Genomic DNA, 25,454 nt, shown 5'->3' on the forward strand with positions numbered 1-25,454 from the left:
GGTGAATTTCACCCCGGAAACAATTGAAAAGGCTTCGAACCTGACCAGCTCGGCGTGGCCGGAGAAGACCCGCGTGTATACGTTGGCGAAGAACCTCGGGCTTAGTTCGCGGGAATTGATTGAGGTCTTAGCGAATCTGCAGATTTCGAAGCGCGCGCAATCGAATGTGTCGCCGGATCAGGTGACTGCGGTTTTGGATTATATTGCGGCGAAGAAATCGGACTCAGTGAAGAAATCGGGTTCAGCGAAGAAGCCTGACTCAGCGAGGAAGCCCGACTCAGTGAAGAAATCGGGTTCAGCAAAGAAATCGGATTCGGCGAAAAAGGCCGGTTCTAATGAATCCGAAAGCGCAGCCAACACCGATACTGCGCAGGCAGCGCCAGGTATCGACGAGGCTAAGCCTGACACCGACACGGCCGCGCAGAAAGAAGCCGCCGCGCAGAAAGAAGCCGAAGAAAAGCTACGCCACCGCGTGCGCAAGAACGTCGAAAATGAAATCAACCAGATTGCGCAAAAAGTCGATGCCGATCTGCCTGTTTCTTCGCTTGGCGACGAGCCCGCACCCGCCCCGGATGTTCCAGCCCCGGCTGAGCCTACGATGAACGCCTATGTGCCCGTGTTCCGCGCGCCGGATGTGGATCCCGCGCTTGATGAGGCCGGGCTCGACGAAACCGTGATTGACGATATTGTCGCTGCCGCAGAACACGCCGAGGACGCCACTGGCGATCTTGCCGACGACTCCCGTGATGGCATGGCCGGTGGTACCGACGCCGGTACTGCCTCTGATGAGGCCGGTAACGCAGGTGATGGTGAGTCGGCGGATATGCGTGGTGGTCGGCACACGAATTCCCGTGGGCGTCGCCGTCGTGGTCGCCGAGGTGGATCGCGTGGTCGCGGCGTTGAACAGCAAGCCCAGGATGCTGCGGACAAGCACGCTGAGCAGAGCAAAGGTTCTGGCAAACCGCAGGCTGATGATCGGCACTCTGATAACCAGCGCTCTGACGATCAGCACGCTGAAAAGCAGGATTCAGGAAAGCACGATTCCGCCGAGCCAAACAGCACAAAGCCAAACACCGCAAAACCAGACGCCACCAAGCCAGCGGCCGAAAACCACGCTAGCGAAAACCACACTCCCGAAAAGCACACCGTCGAAAAGATTGATGAGCCCCGCGGGCTGCGCGGCCCGGCACGGCTGGAGGCACAGCGGCGTCGTCGTAATGAGCTACGGGAAGAAACCCGCAAGACTGAGCGGATTGTCTCGGAAAGCGAATTCCAGGAGCGCCGTGCGGCGATAACGCGCAAGATGGTGGTGTGCGAGCGTGAGCGCGTAGACGGCCCGGGCACAGTCACCCAGCTCGGGTTGCTGGAAGATGACGTGTTGGTCGAGCATTTCGTGAATGCCGAAAACCAGGGTTCGATGATCGGCAATATCTACCTTGGACGCGTGGAAAACGTGCTGCGCAATATGGAAGCCGCGTTCATCGATATTGGCCAGGGCCGTAATGCCGTGCTTTATGCCGGGGAAGTGGATTGGAAAGCCCGGGGGCTTAACGGCCGCCAGCGTCGTATCGAGGCTGCGTTGAAGCCTGGTGATCAGGTGCTCGTGCAGGTCATGAAGGATCCTTTGGGTCACAAAGGTGCCCGGCTGACCGCGCATATCTCTTTTTCTGGGCGCTACTTGGTGTATGTTCCGGGCGGAAACAACGCGGGAATTTCGCGCAAACTGCCTGCTGAAGAACGTCGGCGTCTGAAAGAAATGCTGGATCGCGTCGTGCCAGAAGACGGCGGCACGATCATCCGCACGGCCGCTGAGGGTGTGCCGGAGCGTGCCATCGCTGCCGACGTCGATCGGATGCACAACCAGTGGCTGCACATTAAACAGCGCGTGGAGGAAGAAAAGGAAGCGAAAACTTCCGAGCCTGTCACGCTGTTCGAAGAACCGGACATGCTGGTCAAGGTTGTTCGTGATTTGTTTAATGAGGATTACTCTGAGCTTATTGTCGACGGCGACCGTGCGTATGAAGTCATCTATTCGTATGTGAAGTCGGTGGCGCCGGATCTGCTTAAGCGCATCAGCAAGCATGACCGCGCTGCGTTCCAGGGCCAGGATTCGTTCACCGCGTATCACATTGATGAGCAGATCGAAGAGGCATTGTCGCGCAACGTGTCGTTGCCGTCGGGCGGTTCGCTGGTGATTGATCGCACCGAAGCGATGATCGTCATCGACGTTAACACCGGGAAATTCACTGGTAAGCGCAAGGGCGGCAATCTGGAAGAAACCGTCACGCGCAACAACCTGGAGGCCGTTGATGAAATTGTGCGCCAGATCCGTTTGCGTGATCTTGGCGGCATGATCGTGATTGATTTCATCGACATGATCTTGGAAGAAAACCAGGATCTGGTGTTGCGACGCCTGAAGGAGCGTTTGACCTCGGATCGCAGCCGCCACCAGGTCTCTGAAGTGACCAGCTTGGGGCTGGTGCAGCTAACCCGCAAACGCATCGGCACGGGTCTGCTGGAGGCCTATGCCACGGATTGCCCAACGTGTGCTGGCCGGGGCCTGCTGATCAACAGTGACCCGGTGGATGCTCTGAAGCAGGCGGAGGTTGCTGCCCAAGCACATGAGCATGAGCCGGAAAATGGCTATGGCCGCGGTCGGGTGGCAACGCTTGACGACGACGGCGATGCCGTTGATGCCGTTATCGATGACGAGCAGGTCGACGCACAAGACCAGGGCGCACGGAAGCGCCGCGAGCGTGAGCGTGCTGCAGCAGCGGAATTTGAGAATCTAGCTGCTAGTGTGATCGGGAAACAGAAGCCGGATTCGGAGGTGGATACGGATTCCACACAGGAAGCTTCCCGGAAACGCGGCAAGGGCCGCCGCAAAAAGCGTGTTGTCAGGGCTAGCCATACCCATGCCTCCGGCTCACATGGTGCTGGGTCGCATAATGCTGGCGAAAATGCCGCTGGCGGAAATGTTGCTGACCAAAAATCTGCTGATAGTGCTGCTCATAGTGGGGTGGCTGAGAAGTCCTATGAGCAGGCCGTCGAAGAGTTTGAATCCAGCCCGCGGCGGCGTCGTCGTACCCGCGGCAATTCGCGCTCAGATCACCGCCCACGGAAGAAGGATTTCCGGTGGGAGGATCGGCACGCCACTGCTGCGAAAAGCACAGGTGACAGTCAGCATGGTATTGCGGACGGGCGCCACGAAAACGGTGCTAGCACCAATGTTGATACCGGAACTGACAAGCAAACTAGCGCTGCCAAGCAAACCAACGCTGGTAACAAGACGGCAGAATCGGCGGTGCGCAAATCCTCGAAGCGGCGTCGTGTGGTGCGGCGGATTTCGTCGGCAAGCGGAACAGGCGCCAATATCAGCGCTAACGGTGAGGCGAACGACGCCGGGCAACAGGCGAGTGGCACCGGGGCCGGGGATGGCGCGTCCGTCGACAAGAACGGCCGCGACGACAAGCAAGACCATGGCGACAAGCAGCAGGCTGTGCGCAAGGGCACACGGCGGCGTCGTGTAGTGCGGCGTCCAGCGAAGAAATAGCAGGCTGGAAATAGTCGGGTTTGTCTTTTGTGGCGTGTACACGGTAGTCTTGGGCAGTCGCTGTTATGAGCCTGCGCGCCAATATCTAGAAGCTAATATCTAGGAAGCTATCGCGCTGGATAATTATTTGAGATGGTTATCCGGCCTAGTGATCTAGGTGCTTAGTGTTCTAGGTAGCACGTGGATAGCGCGGCGAATAACGCTTTTTAGTAATTAAGTCCATCTTGGGGCTTATGCACTGCAGCTGCCCAGCAGCCTGCGGCGCGCAAGCTCCGAGCCGAGTATAGATAAGGGGTAACCCTCCATGTACGCGATCGTCAAGACCGGCGGAAAGCAGTACAAGGTTGCTGAAGGTGACCTCGTCAAGGTTGAGAAGCTTGAGGGCGAGCCAGGCGATGCCGTGGCTCTTACCCCGGTTCTGCTCGCCGATGGCGCAACTGTCAAGACCAAGGCTGATGAGCTCAGCGGTGTTTCCGTCAACGCTGAAATCGTAGACCAGACCAAGGGTCCTAAAGTTCGGATCCTGAAGTACAAGAACAAAACCGGTTACAAGCGTCGTCAGGGCCACCGTCAGCCTCAGACCGTCGTTAAAATCACCGGAATTAAGTAAAGCACTAAGGGGATAGCACAATGGCACACAAGAAGGGCGCATCGTCCACCTCGAACGGTCGCGATTCCGAGGCTAAGCGTCTCGGCGTTAAGCGATTCGGTGGCCAGAAAGTCAACGCTGGTGAGATCATCGTTCGTCAGCGTGGCACCAAGTTCCACCCAGGTGAGAACGTCGGCCGTGGCGGCGACGATACCCTGTTCGCTCTCGAGGCTGGCTCCGTCAGCTTCGGTGTTAAGCGCGGACGTCGGGTAGTTAACATCGTTCCGGCACAGGAAGTAGCCGTAGAAGCCAGCGCATAATAAGCCTGAGCTTCACATGGAACCCACTCGGTTCCGCTGCGCAGTTCCCATCTGATCGTGGGGCTGCGCTTTTTTGCTTAAATAGGTCTTTACCGCCAGTATTTTTCTAGAAAGGGCCCGCGCCATGTCTCGCTTTATTGATCGAGTAACCCTGCATCTTTCTGCAGGCGACGGCGGGCACGGTTGTGCCTCGGTTCACCGCGAGAAATTCAAACCACTCGGTGGCCCCGATGGTGGCAACGGTGGCCACGGCGGAGACATTATTTTGGAAGTGTCCAACCAGGTGCATACCTTGCTTGATTTCCACTTCCGCCCGCACGTGAAAGCAGAACGCGGCGGAAATGGCGAAGGCGATCACCGGCAGGGCAAGCGTGGCCAGGACCTGATTTTGGAAGTCCCGGTCGGCACGGTCGTGCGGAATGCTCAGGGCGAGATGTTGGCGGACTTGACGACGATCGGCACTCGTTTCATGGCCGCAGAAGGCGGTTACGGCGGGCTGGGTAACGCGGCACTTGCCAACGCCTCCCGTAAGGCGCCAGGGTTTGCGCTGAAGGGCGAACCGGGCGAGGAGCACGATCTGATCCTGGAGATGAAATCTGTTGCCGACGTGGGGCTGGTCGGTTTCCCGTCCGCGGGCAAGTCGTCACTGATTTCCGTGCTTTCTGCGGCGAAACCGAAAATTGGTGATTATCCGTTTACCACGTTGAGCCCGAACCTGGGTGTGGTTTCGGCTGGCGATAAGGTGTTTACCATTGCTGATGTGCCGGGGCTGATCCCGGGTGCCTCGCAGGGTAAGGGCTTGGGCTTGGAGTTTTTGCGCCACATTGAACGCACCGCTGTGCTGGCGCATATTGTTGATACTGCTTCGATTGAGCCGGGCCGTGATCCGGTTTCGGATATTGAAGCGTTGGAACACGAATTGGCGCAGTACCAAGATGCACTGGAAGAAGACACCGGGCTGGGCGATATCATGCAGCGCCCACGGGTGATTGTCCTGAATAAAGCTGATGTGCCGGAAGCTCGTGAGCTCGCGGAATTTGTCAAAGAAGACCTAGAAGAACAATTCGGTTGGCCGGTGTTCATCATTTCTGCGGTGGCTCGCCAAGGCTTGGATGCGCTGCGGTACAAGCTAGCCGAAATTGTCGAGGCTGACCGTGAGCAGCGCCCGACTGATGACGAGAAGCCAGCCCCAGAAATCATCCGCCCGCAGGCGGTTGTCGGACGTGGTGCTAAACGGGGCGGCCACCACGCCGATTTCACTGTCCGGCAGGATCCAGAGGTCGAGGGTGGTTTCATCGTCGACGGCAAGAAGATCGAGCGGTGGATTTCTCAGACGGATTTCGAGAACGACGAGGCCATCGGGTATCTGGCTGATCGCCTCGCCCGCGCCGGTGTGGAAGACGAGCTTTTCCGGCAGGGCGCGGTGGAAGGCTGCCCGGTCACCATTGGCGAGATCACCTTCGAGTGGGAGCCGATGATTGGCGGCGATCCTACATTGGCTGGCCGTGGCCGCGATGCCCGCCTGGAAACCACCAATCGTGCTACCGCAGCTGAACGTAAACGTGCTTCGCAGGCACGCCGTGGTCTGATCGATGAATTGGTGTACGGCGATGTGGAAGAAGAACAATCGGATCGCGAGCGTTGGCAGGGCTAGCCTGGTTATAAGGCGCGTTTTGTCAGCGTGAAACAAGCGCTGAGTGTGGCGGGTGAGATCACACGCGGATTTTTGTAGACTACACAGTATGCCTCACAATGCCCATGACCGTGACATTCATGCCCACCTCCCGTTGGATCCGTACCACGATGATTCGCCGGAAGCGTCGTTTCCGGATCCACCGAAGGATGCCCTCGACAGTTTGGCCATGGGCCACGAGTCTGCTTTGCGCGAGCAGATCACCAACGCTAAGCGCGTCGTCGTCAAGATCGGTTCGTCGTCGCTGACGGATGATTTCTCTGTGTCCCCGGAAAAGATTGACCACATTGTTGACGCGTTGCAGGCGCGCATGGAATTTTCAGACGTCATTGTTGTTTCCTCCGGTGCAGTCGCTGCTGGCATGAAGCCGCTGGGGCTGACAGAGCGTCCACAGGATCTAGCTACGAAGCAGGCTGCTGCTGCCGTTGGCCAGGTGCACTTGGCTTATGAGTGGTCGCGTTCTTTCGCCCGCTATAACCGCACGTGTGGCCAGGTTTTGTTGACGGCTTCGGACGCTGGTCGACGTGATCGCACCCGAAATGCGCAGCGCACCATTGATCGCCTGCGTATTCTGCGCGCGGTGCCGATCGTCAACGAAAATGACACGGTGGCGACTTCCGAAATGCGTTTCGGTGATAACGACCGTCTTTCGGCTATCGTGGCTCACCTGACCGGCGCGGATGCGCTCTTCCTGCTGTCCGACGTCGATGGCTTGTATGACAAGAACCCGGCTGAGCCGGATGCGAACTTCGTTGATGAAGTTGTCACCGGTAAGGATTTGAAGGGCGTTGCCGCGGGTGATGGCGGCAAAGTTGGTACCGGTGGCATGGCCTCGAAGGTCTCGGCCGCGCGTTTGGCTGCCCGTGGCGGCGTGCCGGTGTTGCTGACGTCGGCGGATAATATTGGCCCAGCGCTGGAAGATGCCCGTGTTGGTACCGTGTTCCATACTCGGGAAGAACGCCGCTTGTCGGCGTGGAAGTTCTGGGCATTGTATTCTGCCGATTCCGGTGGAACCCTGCGCTTGGACGAGGGTGCGCTCAAGGCTGTGACCCGCGGCGGAAACTCATTGTTGGCAGTCGGCATTACTGATGTGGACGGTGAATTCCGCGCTGGTGAGATCGTCGATATCGTTGGCCCGAATTCTGAGGTCGTTGGCCGTGGAGAGGTCAACTACTCTTCGTCGGCGCTGAAGTCGATCATCGGGAAGAAGACCGAGGAAATGCCAGAGGAGATGCAGCGCCCTGTTGTGCATGCGGATTACCTGTCCAACTACGCTTCGCGTCTGTAGAGCGCTTATACGGTGGCTGTAAAGCGCGCGTAAGCCTGTAAACCAGCGGTACAGCCTCCGTACCACCTTGCATCGCTGAATCCCGGTAACCTCGGACTCATGAAGTTCACAATGCAACCCAACAGCTGGGATAAAGTACGCAAGACTTTGGAAGAGGCAGGCCACGAGCTTGTCGACGACATCGCGGACGCCGAGTGCATGCTGTTTAATGGCACCCCGGATGAGTTGCCGGAGATTCCGGAATCTCTCGGCTTCGTGCAACTGCACTTGGCTGGTGTTGATGCTTTCGTCGACCAGATGAAAAATTCGTCGACACGCTGGGCCAATGCCGCGGGGCTGTATGACAAGACCGTGGCGGAATCCGCGATTGCGCTTTTGTTGGCGCAGCTGCACGCACACAAACCATCCACACAGGCCGCAACCTGGCTCCAGAAAGAGCTGGAGCCGAAGACCCGCTTTTTGTCCGATGATTCCACCGTCGCCATCATTGGCGCTGGTGGCATCGGCCAAGAGTTGATTTCGATGCTCAAGGGCTTCGGCCCAGAAATCATTGCGGTCAATCGTTCGGGAAACCCTGTCGACGGTGCGGATGAAACCGTTCCTAGTACCGAATTGGATTCTGTCTGGCCGCGCGCGGATTTCTTTGTGCTGTTGATGCCGCTGACCGACGAGACCCACCACATCGTGGACGCTGATGCGTTTGCGAAGATGAAAGATAGCGCCGTCGTCGTCAATGTGGGGCGTGGCCCACTGGTGAACACTGATGATCTTGTCGACGCCTTGCGCAACGGTGTTATTGCCGGTGCTGGCCTGGATGTCACCGAACCGGAGCCGCTGCCGGATGGCCACCCGTTGTGGGAGATGTCGGAGTGTGTGATCACCCCGCATCTGGCAAACCCGTTGTATTCGGTGCACGACCGTATTGGCGCGCACATGCTGAAAAACATGGAAGCATTCGCGAATGGTGAGACTATGCCGACGGAAGTAGACGTGGAAGCTGGATATTAAAAACGTATACTGGGCGCTATGACTGATAAAACCACAGAAAACCTGTCGCCCGAACGTGCCCAGGAGCGCGAGGAGGTGCTCACCAAGGCCCGTGCCGCTAAGGATGTGGCCCCGGTGATCGCCCAGCTTTCTACTCCGCAGAAAAACGAAATCCTGGAGACTGCAGCCCAGGACCTGCTGGATAACACTGCTCTTATTCTCGGTGCCAATGAACGTGACATCGTCAACGGCAAAGAAGCTGGCTTGAGCGATCAGCTGCTGGACCGTCTGCGTCTGGATGAAGACCGCATTGCCGGTATCGCCAACGGCCTGCGCTTGGTTGCCGGTTTGCAGGACCCGGTGGGCGAGATCCTGCAGGGTTCCACCATGGATAATGGCATCGAGATGAAGCAGGTCCGTGTCCCGCTTGGCGTGATGGGCATGGTTTATGAGGCCCGCCCCAACGTTACGGTCGACGCCTTCGGCCTGGCGATTAAGTCCGGAAACGTGCCGCTGCTGCGTGGTTCGAAATCCGCTCGTGAGTCCAATAAGCAGTTGGTGGACCTGCTGCAGGACACCCTGGAGAAACTGGGGCACCCACGTGAGGCTGTCCAGTTGTTGCCATGCGAAACCCACGATTCGGTACAGGATTTGATTACCGCACGCGGCTTGGTTGATCTGGTTATTCCACGTGGCGGCGCCGGTTTGATTAACGCCGTGGTGCTGGGTGCTACGGTGCCCACCATTGAAACCGGCACTGGTAACTGCCACTTCTACATCGACAAGTCGGCGGATCTGGACAAGGGCATCGCCATGGTCGTTAATGGCAAGACCCGCCGCACCTCAGTCTGCAACTCGACTGAGACGGTGCTGCTGGATTCGGCGCTGAGCGACGACGACAAGCTGAAGGTCGTGCGCGCATTACAGGATGCCGAAGTTACCATTCACGGTGAGGTGCAAGAGCTGTCCGGTTTCGGCGTAGAAAACGCCGTGGAAGCAACTGAGGAAGATTGGGCAGAAGAGTCACTGTCGATGGACATCAATGCCAAGGTGGTTGACGGAATCGATGGCGCGATTGCCCACATTCAGAAGTGGAGCACCGGCCACACCGAAGGCATTGCGGCGCAGGACGCTGACATTTTGCAGAAGTTCGCTAATGAGGTTGATGCTGCTGCCGTCATGCTGAATGCCTCGACTGCCTTTACCGACGGTGAGGTTTACGGCATGGGTGCTGAGATCGGTATTTCCACGCAGAAGCTGCACGCGCGTGGTCCAATGGCACTGCCGGAGCTGACTTCCAGCAAGTGGATTTTGCAGGGAACTGGTCACACCCGTCCATAAACCAGCTCGCATCTGGGTCTGTGAGCTGGAATAATACCCGGCATGACTGTCTCACGCCTGGAAGCCCGCGCTGTCACCGCGCTGGTGAGCATCGGCGCAGTGTCTTCTCTTGCTGCTGGTACACCAGCAGCACAAGCGGGCATTGCCGCTGAGAGCACGAACCAGACCCTGGACCTATCAGATTCCACCGTCGCCACCTCGGCTGCCGATAACGAGCAGTGTCCGGAGGTGGCGATTATTGCTGCGCGGGGTTCGGAGCAGAATTTTGCGACCACCCCGCAACGTTACGCACCGAATTCACCGTGGGAATCTAATTGCTTTGAAGCAGAAAATATTGCAGCGGGCCTGCACCTAGCCCAACAGCGGCATACTGCTGCTACCGGGGAATCGTTGTTCCACAACGTGCCGGTCTTGGCACTTGATGAAGAAACCTATCCGGCGGATCTTTATCTGCCGGTGATCGCAGAACGCGGTAGCAATCCGGATGCACTGGAATTTTCTTCCAACTTGGTGGAGATACTGCAGCACACACCGCCGCATGCCATTGCGTGATGAAGCCGGAATCCATGGCGATTATTTTCTTATTGATTATCCGCACGACGCCGCCGTCGTCGATGTATTAGCAGAGTGGATTACCCATGACTAAATCTGATGATCGTAGCGAGACTACCGAGAAGGGTGGTGCTGTGCAGCATAAATCCCCGCAGCGCATCGGCGTGATGGGTGGTACCTTTGACCCGATCCATAACGGTCACCTGGTTGCCGCTAGCGAGGTTGCGGACAAGTTTTCCCTGGATACGGTGTTGTTTGTGCCCACGGGGCAGCCGTGGCAGAAAGCGGATAAGCAGGTTACTTCGGCGGAATCACGGTATCTGATGACGGTGATTGCCACTGCTTCCAACCCACGTTTCGGGGTGAGCCGCGTAGACATTGATCGGGGTGGGGATACCTATACCGTTGATACGCTGCGGGATCTGCGTACGAGCTACCCAGATGCGGAGCTGTTTTTCATCACCGGTGCTGATGCCATGGCCAATATTGTCTCCTGGCATAAATGGGAGGACATGTTCGATATGGCACGCTTCGTGGCGGTGACCCGGCCGGGTTACGAGTTGTCTGAGGCGATGATGCCGGATATTCACGAACGCCGCATTGATCTGGTGGATGTGCCCGCGCTGGCGATTTCATCCACCGATATCCGCGAGCGTGCCGGGCAGGGCCGTCCGGTGTGGTATTTGGTGCCGGATGGGGTGGTGCAGTACATTTCGAAAAACAATTTATATGCCGAAAACTAGCCGAAACCGGCTAGTTCGTGCGAAACTGTGACTAGACAACCCACGAAACCACAACTTTGTTGGAAACAGCATATTTGCCAGAAAGAGGAAGGTGCGCATTGACCGCTACTGATACCGCTCGCGAACTCACGAGTGTGGCCGTTCGCGCCGCTGATGAAAAATCCGCGGCCAATATCGTCGCCATGGACGTTTCGGATGTCCTGGGCATTACCGAGGTGTTTATCATCGCTTCGGCGGATACGGAGCGCGCGGTCAAAGCTATCGTCGACGAGATTGAAGAGGACCTGAAAGACGCCGGGCGGAAGCCGTTGCGTCGGGAAGGCCAGCGGGATTATCGCTGGGTGCTGCTGGATTATGGCGATGTTGTCGTGCATGTCCAGCACAATGACGAACGTGATTTTTACGGTCTGGACCGCCTGTATGGGGATTGCCCGCTGGTGGAAGTCGACGGTGTGGAATATTCCCGCCCAGGCACCTATTCCGAATCTGATGGTGCGCAGGTGCGTTCGGCTCAAGATATCGACGATATTCCTGTGGTGGGCGGGGGACGGCCATGACCCGCCCGCTGTATCTCGTCCGCCATGGTGAGACGACGTATAACGCCAGCGGGCGGATGCAGGGCCAACTGGATACTGAGCTCTCCGAGCGGGGACATGCTCAGGCGCGCCAGGCTGCGCAGATGCTTGCCGACGTTCACATCACCCGGATCATCGCCTCTGATTTGAATCGCGCTGCCACTACGGCCAGCTATATCGCGGAGCAATTCGGACTAGAGGTCACCACCGATACGCGACTGCGCGAGACCCACTTGGGCGAGTGGCAGGGAATGGCACGCGGCGAGGTCGATGAGCAGTACCCGGGGGCTCGTGCACAGTGGCGTAATGATGCTACGTGGACCCCGCCGGGAGGCGAATCGCGTGTCGATGTCTCCCAGCGCATCCGGCCGGTTGTTGACGAGTTGATGGAAGAATACTCGGAATGGGACGACGGCGGAGTGCTGTTGGTGGCGCATAACGGCGCGATTTCCGCGTTGGCGTGTGCGTTGTTGAATTTGCAGGTGGAACAATTTCCGATGCTGTCCAGCCTGAAAAATACTCATTGGGCGAAATTGGTGGCGCGCCCGGGTTTTGATCCGGATGCTCCGAAGCGTACCCCGCGTTTTTCTGGTGCCGCGGATACGCGTGGCGCCCAGTGGTTCCTAGAAGGCTGGAATATGGGCCGAGGGGATTAAATGACGGTTCAGGTGGTTACGGATTCCTCAGCGAGTTTGAGCGAGGACGTTATCGCAGAACTTGGCATCACGGTGCTGGATCTGCACGTGGTGGAAAAAACCGCCAAGGATGGCTCGGTAGAGCGGTCCACGGCGGGTTTGTCATCCTTAGAGCTGGCTGCGGTGTATGGCCGTTTGGTGGAGCGGAGCCAGGGCGATGGCGTGCTGGTAATGCATTTGCCCAAGGAGTTGTCGTCGACGTGGAATTCTGCCCAGACAGCCGTGGGGCTGTTTGCCGACGATGAGATTCGCATTATTGATTCACCCGCGATTGCGATGGCGATGGGGGCTGCCGTGATGACCGCGGCGAAACTTGCCCAGCAAGGCGCTGACCTCGACGAATGTTATGACGCCGCTGTGGGTGTTTTGTCGCGTTCTGCTACGTGGGTGTATTTGCACCGGATTGATGATCTGCGCCGTTCGGGTCGGTTGTCAGTGACGACCGCGATGCTATCGACCGCGTTGTTGGCCACGAAGCCGATCATGGAGTTTAACGACGGCAAGTTGGAGTTGGTTGGTAAAACTCGGACCCAGACCAAGGCTTTCAACAAATTGGTGGAGCTGGTTTCCCAACACGCTGGTGGTGAGCCGGCGTTTATTGCTATCCAGCACAGTGAGGCAGACGAGGCTGCAGAGACGTTGTACGACTTGCTTGTCGACGCGCTAGCACCTGGTTCTTCGGTGATGGTCATGGAAATGAGTGAGGTCTTGCGCGTACACGTTGGTGCGGGCGCGATTGGTGTTTCTGCGGTGTTTACGGTGGGAGATTAGCACGCGCGCACGTGCATTTTGCCAATCTCGTGTTGGTTATCCACAGGAGAGCTTGCTTTGTTGATCTGCCACGTAAGTTTTCACAGGTTTGTGGTCAAGCCAACCCGGTTTCTTGCGCCACGGTTATAGTATCGCGGGCATGAGCCCAACTGCACGTGTCAAAGAACGCATCGCGGAATTAACCCGGCCCACTGGGGAAGAAGACCTCATGGCGGTCGATTATCCCAAACCGCGTTTTTCTTTATCTACCACCGCGGCCGTGGCCGCTGCTGGCCTTGCATTCCTCGGTTGCCTGCTCTGGTGGGCTGTGAGTTCTCTGGGGCAGGGATCGGGGCAAGCAGATTTCGCTGCGTTGGCAGAAGATTCTGCACCCAGTGATTCTGCGGGTACTCGCTCTACCGATGATGCCGCAGCTACCTCGCCAGGCTCAGAGCAGAAGTCACCGAAACATGCAGCGGTGACTGGAACGGTGGATGCGGGTGCGCATTCAGCCGATGACATTGTGGTTTCGGTAGTGGGGTTGGTGCAGAACCCGGGAATCATGACGCTTCCCGACGGTTCCCGTGCCGCCGATGCACTCGCTGTGGCAGGGGTGTTACCGGAGGCGGATTTGGTGCGTATTAACCATGCGGAGTTATTAAGCGATGGCCAGCAGTTGGTGGTCGTGGGCCCAGATGATCCAGCGCCGCCGGTTTCGGGGACCGGAACGAGTGCCGGTGGCGCTGGAGGTGGTGCTGGTAGTGCCGGTGTCGGGCAGGGGGCGAGTACGGGGCCGATCTCGTTGAATACCGCCACGGTTGCTGAGTTGACCGCCCTGCATGGTGTCGGTGAAGCCACAGCGAGCGCGATCATTGAATTTCGTGAATCAAATGGTGGCTTTGCCTCTGTGGAGCAGCTTTTAGAGGTCTCTGGCATTGGGCCTGCGAAGTTTTCCCGCCTGCAAGATGAGGTCACGGTGTAAAACCCCGGCATGCACGATCTGCGATTATTGCCCACCGCGTTGACCAGCTGGGCAGCCGTGTTATTGGTGATTGTGACCGGCAGCCCTGGTTGGGCGGTGGCGTTAGTCGTCGCGGTGGGAGTGATATGCGCAAGTACGGGCTACTGGCAGCACTGCCTCCTTGTGGGCGCAGGCGCCGGCGCTGCGTTGTTTCTGGCAGCTATCCGCCAGCACCGTGCAGCAGAGTTTGCGTATCCGGAGCAATTGCCCGCGACGGTAGCTGGGCGCGGAAAGCCCCTCGATTTCGGGGGTTATTACTTTCCCATCGACGTCGACGGCTTGGCGCCGAACTTGGCGCTGTTCGCGCAGCAACCAACGGTGCAGAAAACACCAGCCCAGCAACCAACAGCAGAACACACAACAGTGCAACACGCACCCGAGCTTGCGGACCTCGCGCCGGGATCGCGCATCCTGGTGGATGCAACGTACCAGGAATCGGATCGGCCTGGTCTGGCCCCGGTGGTCGCGCGAGGCGAGATCACCCAGGTGCAGCCTCCGACCGGGCTTTCCCAGTTCGCCGATTATGTCGCGCATTCCCTGCATGGTGCTGCCCACCAGTTTCTCGGCGAAAATACAGCCTCGCTTATTCCGGGCATGGTGCTGGGCGATACCAGCGCGCAAACCGATACCCAGCGGCAGATGTATATCGATACTGGGTTAACACACCTCACAGCAGTCAGCGGCTTGCATGTTGCCACGATCGTGGCCGCTGCGGTCATTCTCGCGCGTGCCGCCAGGCTAGGTCCGGTAGGGCAGTCGGGCGTCGCAGTGCTGGTCATGGGGCTCTACGTCACTGTGGTGGGACCGGCGCCGTCGGTGTTGCGCGCCAGCATCACCGGTCTGGTCGGGGTAGCAGCGATTCTTCATTCCACTCGCATGCCGCCGTTGCATGCGCTGTGCATCGCAGTCATCGTGCTGTTGCTTCTCGACAGTGACATGGCTGTGAACTTCGGGTTTGCGCTGTCTGTGGCAGCAACTGCTGGCATTATCGCCTTAGTGCCATTGCTATACCGGCCACTGTCACGCATCCGCTTACCTGATGTCATTATCCGGGCACTCGCGGTCTCTATCGCCGCCGATATTCTGACCATGCCATTGGTATCCCTCATGGCCGGTCGGGTTTCGCTAGTCAGCGTGCTTGCCAATGTAGCTGTGACCCCCGTGGTCTCATTCGCATTATTACTCGGGCTGGCAGCCACACTGCTCGCCGCGCTACCACTGCCGGTCCCAGTAGAAGCCGTGGCACTGAAACTCGCTGAACCCGCAGCGTGGTGGATTTACCGGGTGGCCAGCTGGGCACAAAATCTGCCGCTTGCCACCATCGAGATCACTCCGTGGGCAGCAATTGTCGGCTACGGCTGGATCATCGCGGCACTACTCGCAGGGTTTGTGCGCACCACCATTGCTGCCTTGCTAGCGGCCATGCTGCTGAGCGGGTGGTTGCAGCGCCTGCCACCACAGGCGGACATCGAGGACGCCAACGTGCTCGTTGTCGACACACTTGCAGAAATCACCGATTATTCCGGGCAGATCGCCCCACAAACCATTCCGCCGGGCACCGAAGCCATTGTTGTGGCCGATCCGTCGGGCCAACCCGCGGAAAGACCCACCGCCACGCCTGCAGGTATTCCGATCGTTTTTCCTCACCGCGACGGGCCAGTCACCATCTACGTCGATGGTAGACAGCACGCCGAAAGCGGGAGGTTCTAGCTGTGGCACGATAGGGGCATGGCAATGGAATCCAGCGTGCAGTTAATCATTGGTGATGAGGAGTTTTTGGCCGAGCGGGTGCGCTTAGAACTTACCGCCGAGGAGAAAAACAACGCTGCTGATGGCGAGCAAGTCCACCAAACCACGCTGCGCGCCGGGGATATTACCGGCCCGGAACTCATTGAAGCCACGAGCCCGTCGCTGTTTGGCGATGAGCGGATCGTGGTAATCACCAACGCAGAAACGGCTGGGAAAGAGCCGTTGAACCTTTTGTTAGATGCCTGTGTCAATCCGGCTCCGTCGGTCACCATCATCATCGTCTACGCCGGTGGTGGGCGTAATCAGGCGATCATGAAAAAGATCGAGAAATTGGCGCAGGTCCATCGCGTCGCCAAGCTGAAGCCGTCGGAGCGTGGAAGTTGGGTCAACCAGGAATTCCGTAGGCACGGCGTGCGGGTGGGGCCGGAAGTGGTCCATAGTTTGCTGGAAGGCGTCGGTTCTGACCTGCGTGAGCTGGCTTCTGCGGTCAGCCAGTTGGTTGCTGATACCAACGGCAATGTCACGGAGGCCGCGGTGCAGGAGTACTACCAAGGAGTCGCGGAAGTTTCTGGTTTCGATATCGCCGACGCGGCAGTAGCCGGCCACACCTCGCAGGCAGTGGCTTCGGTTCGCCGGGCCCTGCAACTCGGTGAGCCGCCGGTCAAGCTGGCTTATGCGCTGGCGAGCAAGGTGGGAACGGTTGCGCGGTTGTATTCGGAGCACGGCGGGAATGCGCAGAAACTCGCCGGGCAATTGGGGATGCCGCCGTGGTTGGTGGATAAGTCGTTGAAGGTGGCGCGTCGATGGCGCGGCGAAAACGTCTCGCAGGCGGTGATGATCATCGCTGAGCTAGATGCTGAAGTGAAAGGCCAGGGTGGTGATGCCGAGTACGCGCTGGAATCGGCGGTGCGGAAAATCTCGGAGTTGGCGCGCTAAAATTGTGGCGCTATGACTGAAAAAGACACACCAAAAGATACAGAAAAACACGCTGCACAACGGCCCGAACACGCCGTTGACCAGGGTGATCGGCACGTTGACGGAGCAGATGATCAGCAGCTGCAGGAATTTGCGACCAAGCTATTTGATTTCGCTCGTGATGGCGATTCCACGTTGCTCGAGTATGTCGAGCACGGCTTGAATGCGGACCTGGTTAACCACGAGGGCCACAGCCTGCTGATGATGGCTGCCTACCACGGCCACGCTGATTTGGTGCGTGGTTTGGCTGCGCGTGGGGCAGACGTCGACAAGCTCAATGATCGTGGCCAGTCGCCGTTGGCTGGTGCCGTGTTTAAGAAAGAAGACGCTGTGGTGGACGTGCTGTTGGATGCCGGGGCGGACCCGAACCTTGGCCACCCGACGGCGGTGGATACTGCGCGCATGTTTGAGCGTGCCGATCTGCTCGAGCGTTTTGAGAACGCCAAGTGACGCTGGCGCAGTGGGCTAGCCTGTTAGCGCTGAACCTCGCTGGTGCCGCCAGCCCGGGCCCGGACATGATCTTGATCATGCGCTTGGCGACGCGCTCCCGCATGCATGCCATGGCCGCGGCTTTGGGCATCCAGTTGGGTGTGGTGATGTGGTGCAGCCTCACGGTCTTTGGAGCTGCCGCGATCCTGACGGCGTATCCGTCGGTGCTGGCTTTTGTGCAGTTGCTCGGCGGAATTGCGCTGATCTGGATGGGGCGGAAGATGGCGAAGACTGGTTGGCAAGATCGCAACGTCAAGCCAGTGGATCTTGCCGACGCCGCGCTGCGGATGGGCTCGCTGAAGTCAGCGTTTAAGACGGGTTTGTTGACGAATATCGCGAACCCGAAGATCGTGCTGTTCCTGGCGGCGATCGTTGCGCCATTGCTGCCACAGAGCCCGTCACTTGGTCTGGCTATTGGCGTGATCGCAGCGTTGACGCTGTCTGCGTTTTTGTTGTTTGTCGTCGTCGCGTTTTTCTTGTCGACGAAGGCGGTGCGCCGCCGCGTATTGGCGGCTGGCCCGTGGATCGATATTGCTGCCGGAGTGTTGTTCGTGGTGATCGGTGCTTCGCTGGCGATCAGTGGTTTAGTGACGGTGGTTGGTGACTAGCAATTTAGACCGCCTGCGAGCCCGGTGCACGCGAGTTGCCTGATTTTCCTTTGCGCGCCCAACCTGTAGTGGTTGGGCGCTTTGTTTATGCGTCCTTATGCTTTATGCCATTTTCCGTAAGTACCAAACAAGGAGTATCAACAATGAGTATCCCTGGCGCAGGGGCCGGGAACACGCAAAATTATGGTGATGTGAATCGCTTTTAATTGTTTGATCTTGCCCCAAAAATATGGGGCAGCTGAATATGTAATGCACTCTTCCGGGGGTGCTGTGTAACGAAAATCGAAGGCGTCGGAGAGCAAAATAGAAGTAAAAGTTTATGCAGTTCAAACGTAATTTTGACTGGGTCAAGTTTTGGGTTTGTGTCGTTAGTTACGTAAAAACCTGTTTCTGTAAGTTCGGTCTGCGTTAAATTACGGCTGTTCAACGGGTTGCAGACAGCACACAGTGGCTTGTTAAGCTAAGCCACGTACCGTTCGTTTCCCATGAAAGGATTGTTGACCATGATCAACGATGTTCTCGTTAACCTGTCCACCACCGCTAGCGGCGTTGTTGGCCACTTGATCGAAGCTGCTAAGTTTGTATTCGCTGGCGCTACCGGCGTTCTGACCAACGTTCTGAGCTCCTCCAAGTAATTGACTGCTTAACAGCTGCGGCGGGGACTCTAAGTTTCTGCCGATACTTTGAGATCTCCTCAGCGGTTTTCCGCTGAGGAGATCTTTGCATCTATGGTTGTGGATGTGCTGACCCAGGGGCGGCTCGATTGGAAAGTTGAGTTGCTTGCTGGGTAATTGTGAAGGCGGCTAACACTGTTGTGTCAGCCGCCTTAGGCATTGACTGGGGTAGGAATTCCCAATCGGTTGTTTTGGCTTTGGCCTAAATTACATGCTGGAGCCGAAAAGCTGAACGAAAGGCTCAGCGATAGCGGAGATGACGGATGCGATGCCTACGCCGATCTGTTCGATGAAAGCCAGGATGCCGGTGGTGGTTGGTACGTCTGCAGGAAGCTTGTTCATGTGGACTCCTTAAGTGTAGAGATGAATCAGGTCGAATGCTTGTTGTTCTAGGCTCGCCCTGTATTGCGCCCCCAACTCTAGGGGCGGGGAAATATATTGAGCAAATGATTCCCAGTAAGAAACGGAAAACTCCCAGGTCGAAAGATTCTACTGTGATAAAAACCGCAATCTAGTAATATTACGCTTTGCTAATTTAATATTCGCATAAGAAGTAGAAAAATGCCGTGAATAGGAAAAACCCGCCAACGCTTAAGCGTTGGCGGGTAGATATTGGTCTAAGTGAAATTAGACCAAAGCATTAGGCTTATTTGCCTAAATTAGAAGCTGGAGCCGAAGGCCTGGATGAAAGCCTCGGCGAAACCAGAGATTACATTGGCGATGTTAACGCCGATAGTCTCGATGAAGTTACCGACGCTGGATGCCTGTGCATCGGCAACGAGTGGGTTGGTTGGGTCCATTGGGTTTACTGCAGGCATAAGTCTTCTCCTTGATGTTCTTATCAATGTTGCGCAATTCAAAATCCCGGAGATGGACGGGCTTATCCTTGCATTGCGCTCACAATTTTAAGGGCTCTTGGTGGGAATTATCAAATCTGTTTTATGTATCATGTGCAAAACTAAGGTCAAACGCTAGAGTTAAGGATGGTTTCAAGCGTTGTGACTGTAAAACTAAAGAACCGGCCCGGGTGTGCAGTAACCCAGGCCGGTTCTTTTTGGTGGCCGCGCAAGACTAGCAGCTATTCAGTGAGAAACTGACTTAGCTAGAAACTAACTTAGCCTTCCATCTTGTTGAAGAGGTGGGCCATGCCGGACTTCTTGTTAGCAGCGGTGTTGCGGTGGAACACGCCCTTGGATACAGCCTTGTCCAGCTCGCGGGAAGCCACGCGCAGCTTCTCTTCCGCAACAGCCTTGTCGCCAGCTTCCACAGCGGAACGGAAGTTACGCATCATGGTGCGAACGCGGGAGCGAACGTGCTGGTTGCGACGACGCGACTTCTCGTTGGTGAGAACGCGCTTCTGCTTGGACTTAATATTTGCCATGGTGAAAATACCTCTTAAAGTCGATCGACATTGACGTGAAAGCTCTTTCTGCTGGGCATTTCCAGCACCCCGCTTAGCCAGCTGAAACTAGAACTAGCACAGCTTCCACCAACCGCAGGTGCGCGTCACCAAACCGTTATCGGGCGGACCCAAGGTCCTGACCGCCCCGCTTGGTGCAGCTCAACAGACGAGCAACCCCATAGAGGTTAGCAGACTTTCTTCACTAATCCCACTGGTGTTCATTGCGTAGCCGCGTCGCGATGCGCTCGAAGCGTCGTTTCGGAAACAGCACGCCTTGTCGGCGTAGATATTTCTCCTGAATCTCCAGCACGCGATCAATTCGAATCCAGCACGGTCGGCCGGCCTCATCCCATTCACCGGTGCCGATGCTGGTCCAGCGTGGATCGTGATCATGAGTCGGGTTTGGCGAGATCAACAACGCCAACACGCTGTTATTAGTACGCCCAATGATCAACACGGCGCGCTCCCGCGGTGGGGAATCGGAGCCGTCGGTCGGCGTCCAAACCCAGACCACCTCGCCGGAATCGGCGTGCCCATCCATGTCCGGGGCATAAAATATCGTGCGGTTCAGCGCGCGGGATTTCCACACCCGAATTTTGGCAGCAGCACGAGCCACCGAACGGGTGGAGGTATGTTGCATCCCCAACCGTTCGTTAATCAACGCCAGCCCTTTTTCTAATAAATCCTCATCCGGGCCAGATGGCGACCAGCGTTTATTTTTCCGCCGTGCTGCAGACATACTAGTCATCCTAGCTATTGCGCTTAGCTGTCCTGGCTATTTACCCCGCGGCGTGGTTCGGTAGGCTGGTGGGAGTTTACAACGAGAGGTAGTCCGAGGAAGTAATGTCGAAAAATTTTGCAGCGCAGACGTTCACCGAAACCGAGCGCCTGCGCAACTTCTGCATCATTGCGCATATTGACCACGGGAAATCCACCCTGGCGGACCGTATCCTGCAGCTGTCCAAAGTTGTCGACGAGCGCGATATGCGCGATCAGTACCTCGACAACATGGACATCGAGCGCGAGCGCGGCATCACAATTAAGGCGCAATCCGTGCGTTTGCCGTGGGTGCCGACTTCCGGCCCACACAAGGGCGAAGAGATCGTGCTGCAGATGAACGACACCCCGGGCCACGTCGACTTCACCTATGAGGTCTCCCGCGCCCTGGATGCTTGTGAGGCCGCCATTTTGCTTGTCGACGCCGCCCAAGGCATCGAAGCACAAACCCTGGCGAACCTGTACCTGGCGATGGAGCACGAACTGGAGATTATTCCGGTGCTCAATAAGATCGACTTGCCGGCGGCTGATCCGGAAAAATACGCCCTTGAGTTGGCCAATATCATTGGCTGCGAACCAGAAGACGTGCTGCATGTGTCCGGTAAAACCGGGGAAGGTGTCGTCGAACTGCTGGATAAGGTCGTCGAGCTTACCCCTCCGCCGCATACCGACTACCCAGAAGACGCACCGGCGCGCGCGATGATTTTCGACTCCGTGTATGACGTTTACCGTGGCGTCGTCACGTACATCAGGGTGGTTGACGGCCAACTGAAGCCGCGGCAAAAAGTGCGGATGATGAACACCGGTACGGATCTGGAAATCTTGGATATGGGCATCGTCTCGCCGAAGCCGACCTCGTGTCAAGGCTTAGGTCCTGGTGAGGTCGGCTACGTGATCACGGGCGTGAAAGATGTGCGTGAAACCAAAGTCGGCGACACCATCACCTGGGCGAACAAGGGCGCCGAGGAACCACTGCAGGGCTACGAAGAGCCCAAACCCATGGTGTATTCGGGCATGTTCCCGATTTCCCAGGAAGATTTCCCGGACTTGCGTGATGCGCTGGAGAAGTTACAGCTGAACGACGCCTCGTTGACGTTTGAGCCAGAAACCTCCGTCGCGCTGGGCTTTGGTTTTCGCTGTGGTTTCTTGGGTTTGCTGCACATGGAAATTACGCGTGACCGCCTGGAACGCGAATTCGACCTGGATCTGATTTCCACCGCGCCGTCGGTAACGTATCGCGTCGTCAAGGAAGACGGTACTGAGCAGTACGTGCACAACCCGGCGGACTGGCCGGAGGGTAAGCACGATGCGGTTTACGAGCCCATCGTGAAAATGACCATCATTGTGCCTGCAGATTTCGTCGGCCCAACCATGGAACTGTGTCAATCCAAGCGTGGACAAATGGGCGGCATGGATTATCTTTCCGAAGACCGCGTTGAGTTGCGCTACACCATGCCGTTGGGCGAGATCATCTTTGATTTCTTCGACATGCTGAAATCGCGCACCAAGGGTTATGCCTCCTTGAACTACGAGGAAGCCGGTGAGCAGCTGGCGGATTTGGTCAAGGTGGATATTTTGCTGCAGGGCGATCCTGTCGATGCCTTCAGCGCGATTGTGCACCGTGAGCACGCCTATCATTACGGCAATAAGATGACGAAGAAGCTGAAAGAGCTGATCCCGCGCCAGCAATTCGAGGTGCCGGTGCAGGCAGCCATCGGTGCGAAGATCATCGCCCGTGAAAACATCCGCGCAATGCGCAAGGACGTGTTGGCGAAATGCTACGGCGGCGATATTTCCCGTAAACGCAAGCTGCTGGAAAAGCAGAAAGCCGGTAAAAAGCGCATGAAGTCGCTGGGCTCGGTCAACGTGCCACAGGAAGCCTTCGTGGCGGCACTGTCGACTGATGCTGACTAAGTGCGGGCAGTTAGGTTAGTTAGGCTGCTGGCACGAATAATCCAGTGATCGGGCACATATTTCACTACTGTGGATGGGGAGAACCTGTTTCAGTAGTGAATTTTTTTAACGAAGGAAGTGTTACTTCTCGTGCCCGGCCCAGACTCGCAACAACCAGAATTTAACCCGCTGAATAACCGTCGTTCCGCCCGCCCGGGACGCGTCGGGCGCCCCTCCACACCTGGTCAACCACAAGCGCAAGGTCAGGGTCTGCCGCAGCGTTCTGCGCAGGCACAAGGGCCCCTGGAATTTGTGCGCGCCACCGTTGGCGGCCAGCCGGTGGGGGAGGTCTTCCGTGGCGCGGCAGAAGATGTTATTGGCGAGTTGCAAACTCTACGCCGAGACTTGCACGAATACCCAGAAATCGGGCTGCACCTGCCACGCACACAAGAAAAGGTGTTGGAAGCCCTTGACGGGCTACCGCTCGAAATCACCACAGGGCAGGGGTTATCTTCGGTTATTGCAGTGCTGCGTGGAGGCAAACGCGGCGACCACCCCGTTTCGGTACTGCTGCGCGGGGACATGGATGCCTTGGCCGTGCGGGAACGATTGGATCTCCCGTTCGCGTCGAAAAACGATTACATGCACGCCTGTGGGCACGACCTACACACCGCCGGGTTGGTGGGGGCGGCGAAGATTCTGTGCCGCTACCGCGAAGAACTCGCCGGTGACATCATTTTCATGTTCCAGCCGGGCGAAGAAGGCCCGGGTGGGGCAGCACCAATGATTGAAGAAGGTGTGCTGGATGCCGCTGGTCGACGCCCAATCGCGGCCTATGGCATCCATGTTGGCCCGCAGGACTACGGCACTTTCCACTACGTGCCGGGGCCGATGATGTCTTCGTCGTCGAATTTGACCATCACCGTGACGGGTAAAGGTGGGCACGGCTCCCGGCCCCACGACGCCATTGATCCGGTGCTGGCATTGGCTGAGATCCAGACATCGCTGCAGATGGCGATTACTCGCCGTTTCGACGCCTTGGACCCAATCGTTGTCACAGTGACCAACGTGCGTGCAGGTGAAGGTGCATTTAACGCGATTCCGGATTCCGCGACGCTGGGCGCGACGGTACGTGTGTTGCGTGATGAAAAGATTGATGCGGTACGCCAAATGATCGCTGAGGTTGCAGGCAACGTGGCTGCTGCGCACCGCTGTTCGGTCGATATTGATTTCCAGGTGCTGTATCCCACGACGAAGACCAACCCGCGGGAAACCGCGTTTGCTGCCGCAGTCTGGGGTGACATGTTCGGCGACGATGCCGTGCAACCATTCGATGCCCCAATGATGGCTTCGGAAGATTTCGGATTTGTCCTCGCGCAGGTTCCAGGAACATTCATGTTCTTAGGCACCGCAAATCCCGAAAAACCGGAGCACCTGCGTGATTGGAACCACTCGCCGAAGATTAATTTCAACGATTCGATTCTCGGTGATCAGGCAGCGGCACTGGCGGCGCTGGGATTTGAACGCTTGGCGACGGAAGAAGCGCACCCGTCGGCAAGTGTGCGCGCGGCCCGGGAAGCCAGGGAAAAGGTGGCGGCCACCGAGCGCAATAACTAGACGTTCAGCTGCCAGTGCCGCGCAGCCAACCAGTCCGCTATGCTGGGGGCTATGTGGCATGCAGAATCACGGCAGCCTGCCCCGGGCTGTGGGCTTTCGAGCCAGCAAGAAGCACAATTTCAGCAACTGGCGGCAGGCGCGCTGCGACCAGAACGTGTCGACGAGCATGTTGTTGATAACGCCCTGATCCGGATGGTCCACGCCCACTAATAATCGGCATGTGACTGCGTCTGGCACTAACACCATATTGTTGATCTTCCTCACGTAGACTCAAAGTTATGATTTCACTCGTATCGCCTCTGTTCGTTCCCGGTGACCACCCCGAAGGCTTCCAAGAAGCAGTTGATTGTGGAACCGACTCGATCGTGTTTGATCTGCAGGATTCCTGCGCACCAGAAAACAAAGCGCGTGCCCGGCAGAACATCGTCTCGTTTATTGAGGAATACTCGTCTGGGCAAAACCCGGACATCATTACCGCGCACAAGCCGGTGCTCATCGGTGTGCGCATTAACGGCGTGAATTCGCAGGAATACCCGAAAGATCTCGAAGCGCTCCAGGGAGTGGCGGATCAGCTGGATTTTGTGATGCAGCCGCTGGTTAATGAGTCGAAAGCAATGGCAGAAACCAAGCACCTGCTGAAAGATTCCGACGGTGCTCCGGTGCCGATCGTCGCGCTGGTAGAAACCGCACGCGGCATCGTTAATGCTGCAGAGATCGCCTCTACCCGTGGCGTCGCGCAGTTAGCGTTTGGTGCGGGCGATTATTCGGAACAGTTGCGGGTGAATCACTCCAACCGTGATGCGCTACTGTTTGCGCGTTCCACCCTGGCTACGGCCTCGGTGGCTTATCGCTTATCGCCACCGGTGGATACCCCGTATTTCAACGTGGCGAATGAAGAAGGTCTCATCGATGCCACGCACTACGCCAGTGCGTTGGGCTTTAGCGGTAAGCTGTGCATCCACCCGTCGCAGTGCAAGATCGTTACTGCCGCCTTTAAACCTTCGGATAACGCGATCGCATGGGCGCGCGAGGCTGTTGAGAAATTCGAAGAAGCCGTCGCGAGAAAAGAATCCTCGGTAGAGCTGGACTCCGGAAATTACGTCGACGCACCGATCTACCGGCGCGCACTGGACCTGCTGGCCAAAGCCGGAAAGTAATTTCGG

Annotated in this window: 26 protein-coding genes; 22 read left to right on the forward strand and 4 right to left on the reverse strand. The window is 57.3% G+C overall.

What is annotated here, in order from left to right; all coding sequences use genetic code 11:
• The first annotated feature begins 1 nt into the window (after window position 1).
• The 18 genes from ACP8MI_RS02580 (at window position 2) to ACP8MI_RS02665 (ending at window position 18,563) form a co-directional block, all read left to right on the forward strand.
• The gene (locus tag ACP8MI_RS02580) at window positions 2-3,553 is read left to right on the forward strand and encodes a translation initiation factor IF-2 N-terminal domain-containing protein (protein ID WP_425654045.1); all 3,552 of its coding nucleotides are present in this window, start codon (window positions 2-4) and stop codon (window positions 3,551-3,553) included.
• Window positions 3,554-3,857: 304 nt separating this feature from the next.
• On the forward strand, window positions 3,858-4,163 hold the full coding sequence (rplU, locus tag ACP8MI_RS02585) for a 50S ribosomal protein L21 (protein ID WP_018120948.1): 306 nt from the start codon (window positions 3,858-3,860) through the stop codon (window positions 4,161-4,163).
• Between the two features lie 20 nt (window positions 4,164-4,183).
• On the forward strand, window positions 4,184-4,462 hold the full coding sequence (gene rpmA / locus ACP8MI_RS02590; protein WP_018120949.1) for a 50S ribosomal protein L27: 279 nt from the start codon (window positions 4,184-4,186) through the stop codon (window positions 4,460-4,462).
• A 124-nt stretch (window positions 4,463-4,586) separates the two neighbouring features.
• Window positions 4,587-6,116, forward strand: coding sequence for a GTPase ObgE (gene obgE / locus ACP8MI_RS02595; protein ID WP_126844469.1), 1,530 nt, complete (start codon window positions 4,587-4,589; stop codon window positions 6,114-6,116).
• An 88-nt stretch (window positions 6,117-6,204) separates the two neighbouring features.
• Entirely contained in the window at window positions 6,205-7,443 is a 1,239-nt protein-coding gene (gene proB, locus ACP8MI_RS02600) for a glutamate 5-kinase (protein WP_018120951.1), read from the forward strand.
• A gap of 99 nt (window positions 7,444-7,542) precedes the next feature.
• Entirely contained in the window at window positions 7,543-8,451 is a 909-nt protein-coding gene (locus ACP8MI_RS02605) for a D-isomer specific 2-hydroxyacid dehydrogenase family protein (protein WP_049167503.1), read from the forward strand.
• Window positions 8,452-8,469: 18 nt separating this feature from the next.
• Window positions 8,470-9,771 carry a glutamate-5-semialdehyde dehydrogenase gene (locus tag ACP8MI_RS02610; protein ID WP_284571853.1) on the forward strand — a complete coding sequence of 434 codons (1,302 nt, stop codon included), beginning with the start codon at window positions 8,470-8,472 and terminating at the stop codon, window positions 9,769-9,771.
• A 42-nt stretch (window positions 9,772-9,813) separates the two neighbouring features.
• Window positions 9,814-10,323 carry a hypothetical protein gene (locus ACP8MI_RS02615; RefSeq protein WP_284571852.1) on the forward strand — a complete coding sequence of 170 codons (510 nt, stop codon included), beginning with the start codon at window positions 9,814-9,816 and terminating at the stop codon, window positions 10,321-10,323.
• Between the two features lie 86 nt (window positions 10,324-10,409).
• Window positions 10,410-11,066 (forward strand): nicotinate-nucleotide adenylyltransferase, encoded by a 657-nt coding sequence (gene nadD, locus ACP8MI_RS02620; protein ID WP_126844467.1) that lies wholly within the window; start codon window positions 10,410-10,412, stop codon window positions 11,064-11,066.
• 98 nt (window positions 11,067-11,164) lie between these two features.
• Window positions 11,165-11,623 carry a ribosome silencing factor gene (gene rsfS / locus ACP8MI_RS02625; RefSeq protein WP_049167505.1) on the forward strand — a complete coding sequence of 153 codons (459 nt, stop codon included), beginning with the start codon at window positions 11,165-11,167 and terminating at the stop codon, window positions 11,621-11,623.
• Window positions 11,620-12,297 carry a histidine phosphatase family protein gene (locus ACP8MI_RS02630; protein WP_049167506.1) on the forward strand — a complete coding sequence of 226 codons (678 nt, stop codon included), beginning with the start codon at window positions 11,620-11,622 and terminating at the stop codon, window positions 12,295-12,297. Before rsfS ends, ACP8MI_RS02630 begins: the two co-directional genes overlap by 4 nt.
• Window positions 12,298-13,107 carry a DegV family protein gene (locus ACP8MI_RS02635; protein WP_018120958.1) on the forward strand — a complete coding sequence of 270 codons (810 nt, stop codon included), beginning with the start codon at window positions 12,298-12,300 and terminating at the stop codon, window positions 13,105-13,107.
• A 139-nt stretch (window positions 13,108-13,246) separates the two neighbouring features.
• A complete protein-coding gene (locus ACP8MI_RS02640) occupies window positions 13,247-14,068 on the forward strand; it encodes a ComEA family DNA-binding protein (protein ID WP_049167507.1) in 822 nt (273 codons plus the stop codon).
• Window positions 14,069-14,077: 9 nt separating this feature from the next.
• Window positions 14,078-15,817: a ComEC/Rec2 family competence protein gene (locus ACP8MI_RS02645; RefSeq protein WP_284571850.1), complete on the forward strand. Its 1,740-nt coding sequence runs from the start codon at window positions 14,078-14,080 to the stop codon at window positions 15,815-15,817.
• Between the two features lie 18 nt (window positions 15,818-15,835).
• The gene (gene holA, locus ACP8MI_RS02650) at window positions 15,836-16,792 is read left to right on the forward strand and encodes a DNA polymerase III subunit delta (RefSeq protein ID WP_425654050.1); all 957 of its coding nucleotides are present in this window, start codon (window positions 15,836-15,838) and stop codon (window positions 16,790-16,792) included.
• Window positions 16,793-16,804: 12 nt separating this feature from the next.
• Window positions 16,805-17,281, forward strand: a complete 477-nt coding sequence (locus ACP8MI_RS02655) for an ankyrin repeat domain-containing protein (RefSeq protein ID WP_018120962.1) — start codon at window positions 16,805-16,807, stop codon at window positions 17,279-17,281.
• Complete coding sequence (locus ACP8MI_RS02660; protein ID WP_284571848.1) at window positions 17,278-17,928, forward strand: LysE family translocator; 651 nt, start codon at window positions 17,278-17,280, stop codon at window positions 17,926-17,928. Before ACP8MI_RS02655 ends, ACP8MI_RS02660 begins: the two co-directional genes overlap by 4 nt.
• Window positions 17,929-18,431: 503 nt before the next feature.
• Entirely contained in the window at window positions 18,432-18,563 is a 132-nt protein-coding gene (locus ACP8MI_RS02665) for a hypothetical protein (RefSeq protein WP_284571847.1), read from the forward strand.
• Window positions 18,564-18,809: 246 nt separating this feature from the next.
• On the opposite strand, the gene ACP8MI_RS02670 is transcribed toward ACP8MI_RS02665, so the two are convergent.
• From ACP8MI_RS02670 to ACP8MI_RS02685, 4 genes are all read right to left on the reverse strand, one after another.
• Window positions 18,810-18,944, reverse strand: coding sequence for a hypothetical protein (locus ACP8MI_RS02670; RefSeq protein ID WP_284571846.1), 135 nt, complete (start codon window positions 18,942-18,944; stop codon window positions 18,810-18,812).
• A 317-nt stretch (window positions 18,945-19,261) separates the two neighbouring features.
• Window positions 19,262-19,420, reverse strand: a complete 159-nt coding sequence (locus ACP8MI_RS02675) for a hypothetical protein (RefSeq protein ID WP_284572221.1) — start codon at window positions 19,418-19,420, stop codon at window positions 19,262-19,264.
• A 296-nt stretch (window positions 19,421-19,716) separates the two neighbouring features.
• A complete protein-coding gene (gene rpsT / locus ACP8MI_RS02680) occupies window positions 19,717-19,983 on the reverse strand; it encodes a 30S ribosomal protein S20 (protein ID WP_284572220.1) in 267 nt (88 codons plus the stop codon).
• Window positions 19,984-20,206: 223 nt separating this feature from the next.
• Window positions 20,207-20,743 carry a type II toxin-antitoxin system PemK/MazF family toxin gene (locus ACP8MI_RS02685; protein WP_049148587.1) on the reverse strand — a complete coding sequence of 179 codons (537 nt, stop codon included), beginning with the start codon at window positions 20,741-20,743 and terminating at the stop codon, window positions 20,207-20,209.
• Between the two features lie 104 nt (window positions 20,744-20,847).
• Here ACP8MI_RS02685 and lepA point away from each other — a divergent pair, with 104 nt between their 5' ends.
• The 4 genes from lepA to ACP8MI_RS02705 all read left to right on the forward strand — a co-directional run bounded on the left by lepA (window position 20,848) and on the right by ACP8MI_RS02705 (window position 25,448).
• Complete coding sequence (lepA, locus tag ACP8MI_RS02690) at window positions 20,848-22,695, forward strand: translation elongation factor 4 (RefSeq protein WP_018120969.1); 1,848 nt, start codon at window positions 20,848-20,850, stop codon at window positions 22,693-22,695.
• 168 nt (window positions 22,696-22,863) lie between these two features.
• The gene (locus ACP8MI_RS02695) at window positions 22,864-24,291 is read left to right on the forward strand and encodes a M20 metallopeptidase family protein (protein ID WP_284585541.1); all 1,428 of its coding nucleotides are present in this window, start codon (window positions 22,864-22,866) and stop codon (window positions 24,289-24,291) included.
• 51 nt (window positions 24,292-24,342) lie between these two features.
• Entirely contained in the window at window positions 24,343-24,501 is a 159-nt protein-coding gene (locus ACP8MI_RS02700) for a hypothetical protein (protein WP_284572219.1), read from the forward strand.
• A gap of 68 nt (window positions 24,502-24,569) precedes the next feature.
• Window positions 24,570-25,448, forward strand: coding sequence for an HpcH/HpaI aldolase/citrate lyase family protein (locus ACP8MI_RS02705; protein WP_284572218.1), 879 nt, complete (start codon window positions 24,570-24,572; stop codon window positions 25,446-25,448).
• Window positions 25,449-25,454: the final 6 nt, after the last annotated feature.

The organism is Corynebacterium sp. LaCa_70, assembly GCF_058182015.1.

What these genes read in the sequence shown, in the direction of transcription:
- ACP8MI_RS02605 (WP_049167503.1), top strand. Translation starts at nt 7,543, where the DNA reads ATGAAGTTCACAATGCAACCCAACAGCTGGGATAAAGTACGCAAGACT.
- ACP8MI_RS02700 (WP_284572219.1), top strand. Translation starts at nt 24,343, where the DNA reads ATGTGGCATGCAGAATCACGGCAGCCTGCCCCGGGCTGTGGGCTTTCG.
- ACP8MI_RS02645 (WP_284571850.1), top strand. Translation starts at nt 14,078, where the DNA reads ATGCACGATCTGCGATTATTGCCCACCGCGTTGACCAGCTGGGCAGCC.
- ACP8MI_RS02705 (WP_284572218.1), top strand. Translation starts at nt 24,570, where the DNA reads ATGATTTCACTCGTATCGCCTCTGTTCGTTCCCGGTGACCACCCCGAA.
- lepA (WP_018120969.1), top strand. Translation starts at nt 20,848, where the DNA reads ATGTCGAAAAATTTTGCAGCGCAGACGTTCACCGAAACCGAGCGCCTG.
- ACP8MI_RS02610 (WP_284571853.1), top strand. Translation starts at nt 8,470, where the DNA reads ATGACTGATAAAACCACAGAAAACCTGTCGCCCGAACGTGCCCAGGAG.
- ACP8MI_RS02670 (WP_284571846.1), bottom strand. Translation starts at nt 18,944, where the DNA reads ATGAACAAGCTTCCTGCAGACGTACCAACCACCACCGGCATCCTGGCT.
- obgE (WP_126844469.1), top strand. Translation starts at nt 4,587, where the DNA reads ATGTCTCGCTTTATTGATCGAGTAACCCTGCATCTTTCTGCAGGCGAC.
- holA (WP_425654050.1), top strand. Translation starts at nt 15,836, where the DNA reads ATGGCAATGGAATCCAGCGTGCAGTTAATCATTGGTGATGAGGAGTTT.
- ACP8MI_RS02635 (WP_018120958.1), top strand. Translation starts at nt 12,298, where the DNA reads ATGACGGTTCAGGTGGTTACGGATTCCTCAGCGAGTTTGAGCGAGGAC.
- nadD (WP_126844467.1), top strand. Translation starts at nt 10,410, where the DNA reads ATGACTAAATCTGATGATCGTAGCGAGACTACCGAGAAGGGTGGTGCT.
- ACP8MI_RS02665 (WP_284571847.1), top strand. Translation starts at nt 18,432, where the DNA reads ATGATCAACGATGTTCTCGTTAACCTGTCCACCACCGCTAGCGGCGTT.
- proB (WP_018120951.1), top strand. Translation starts at nt 6,205, where the DNA reads ATGCCTCACAATGCCCATGACCGTGACATTCATGCCCACCTCCCGTTG.
- ACP8MI_RS02615 (WP_284571852.1), top strand. Translation starts at nt 9,814, where the DNA reads ATGACTGTCTCACGCCTGGAAGCCCGCGCTGTCACCGCGCTGGTGAGC.
- rplU (WP_018120948.1), top strand. Translation starts at nt 3,858, where the DNA reads ATGTACGCGATCGTCAAGACCGGCGGAAAGCAGTACAAGGTTGCTGAA.
- ACP8MI_RS02640 (WP_049167507.1), top strand. Translation starts at nt 13,247, where the DNA reads ATGAGCCCAACTGCACGTGTCAAAGAACGCATCGCGGAATTAACCCGG.
- ACP8MI_RS02675 (WP_284572221.1), bottom strand. Translation starts at nt 19,420, where the DNA reads ATGCCTGCAGTAAACCCAATGGACCCAACCAACCCACTCGTTGCCGAT.
- rpmA (WP_018120949.1), top strand. Translation starts at nt 4,184, where the DNA reads ATGGCACACAAGAAGGGCGCATCGTCCACCTCGAACGGTCGCGATTCC.
- ACP8MI_RS02655 (WP_018120962.1), top strand. Translation starts at nt 16,805, where the DNA reads ATGACTGAAAAAGACACACCAAAAGATACAGAAAAACACGCTGCACAA.
- ACP8MI_RS02630 (WP_049167506.1), top strand. Translation starts at nt 11,620, where the DNA reads ATGACCCGCCCGCTGTATCTCGTCCGCCATGGTGAGACGACGTATAAC.
- ACP8MI_RS02685 (WP_049148587.1), bottom strand. Translation starts at nt 20,743, where the DNA reads ATGTCTGCAGCACGGCGGAAAAATAAACGCTGGTCGCCATCTGGCCCG.
- rpsT (WP_284572220.1), bottom strand. Translation starts at nt 19,983, where the DNA reads ATGGCAAATATTAAGTCCAAGCAGAAGCGCGTTCTCACCAACGAGAAG.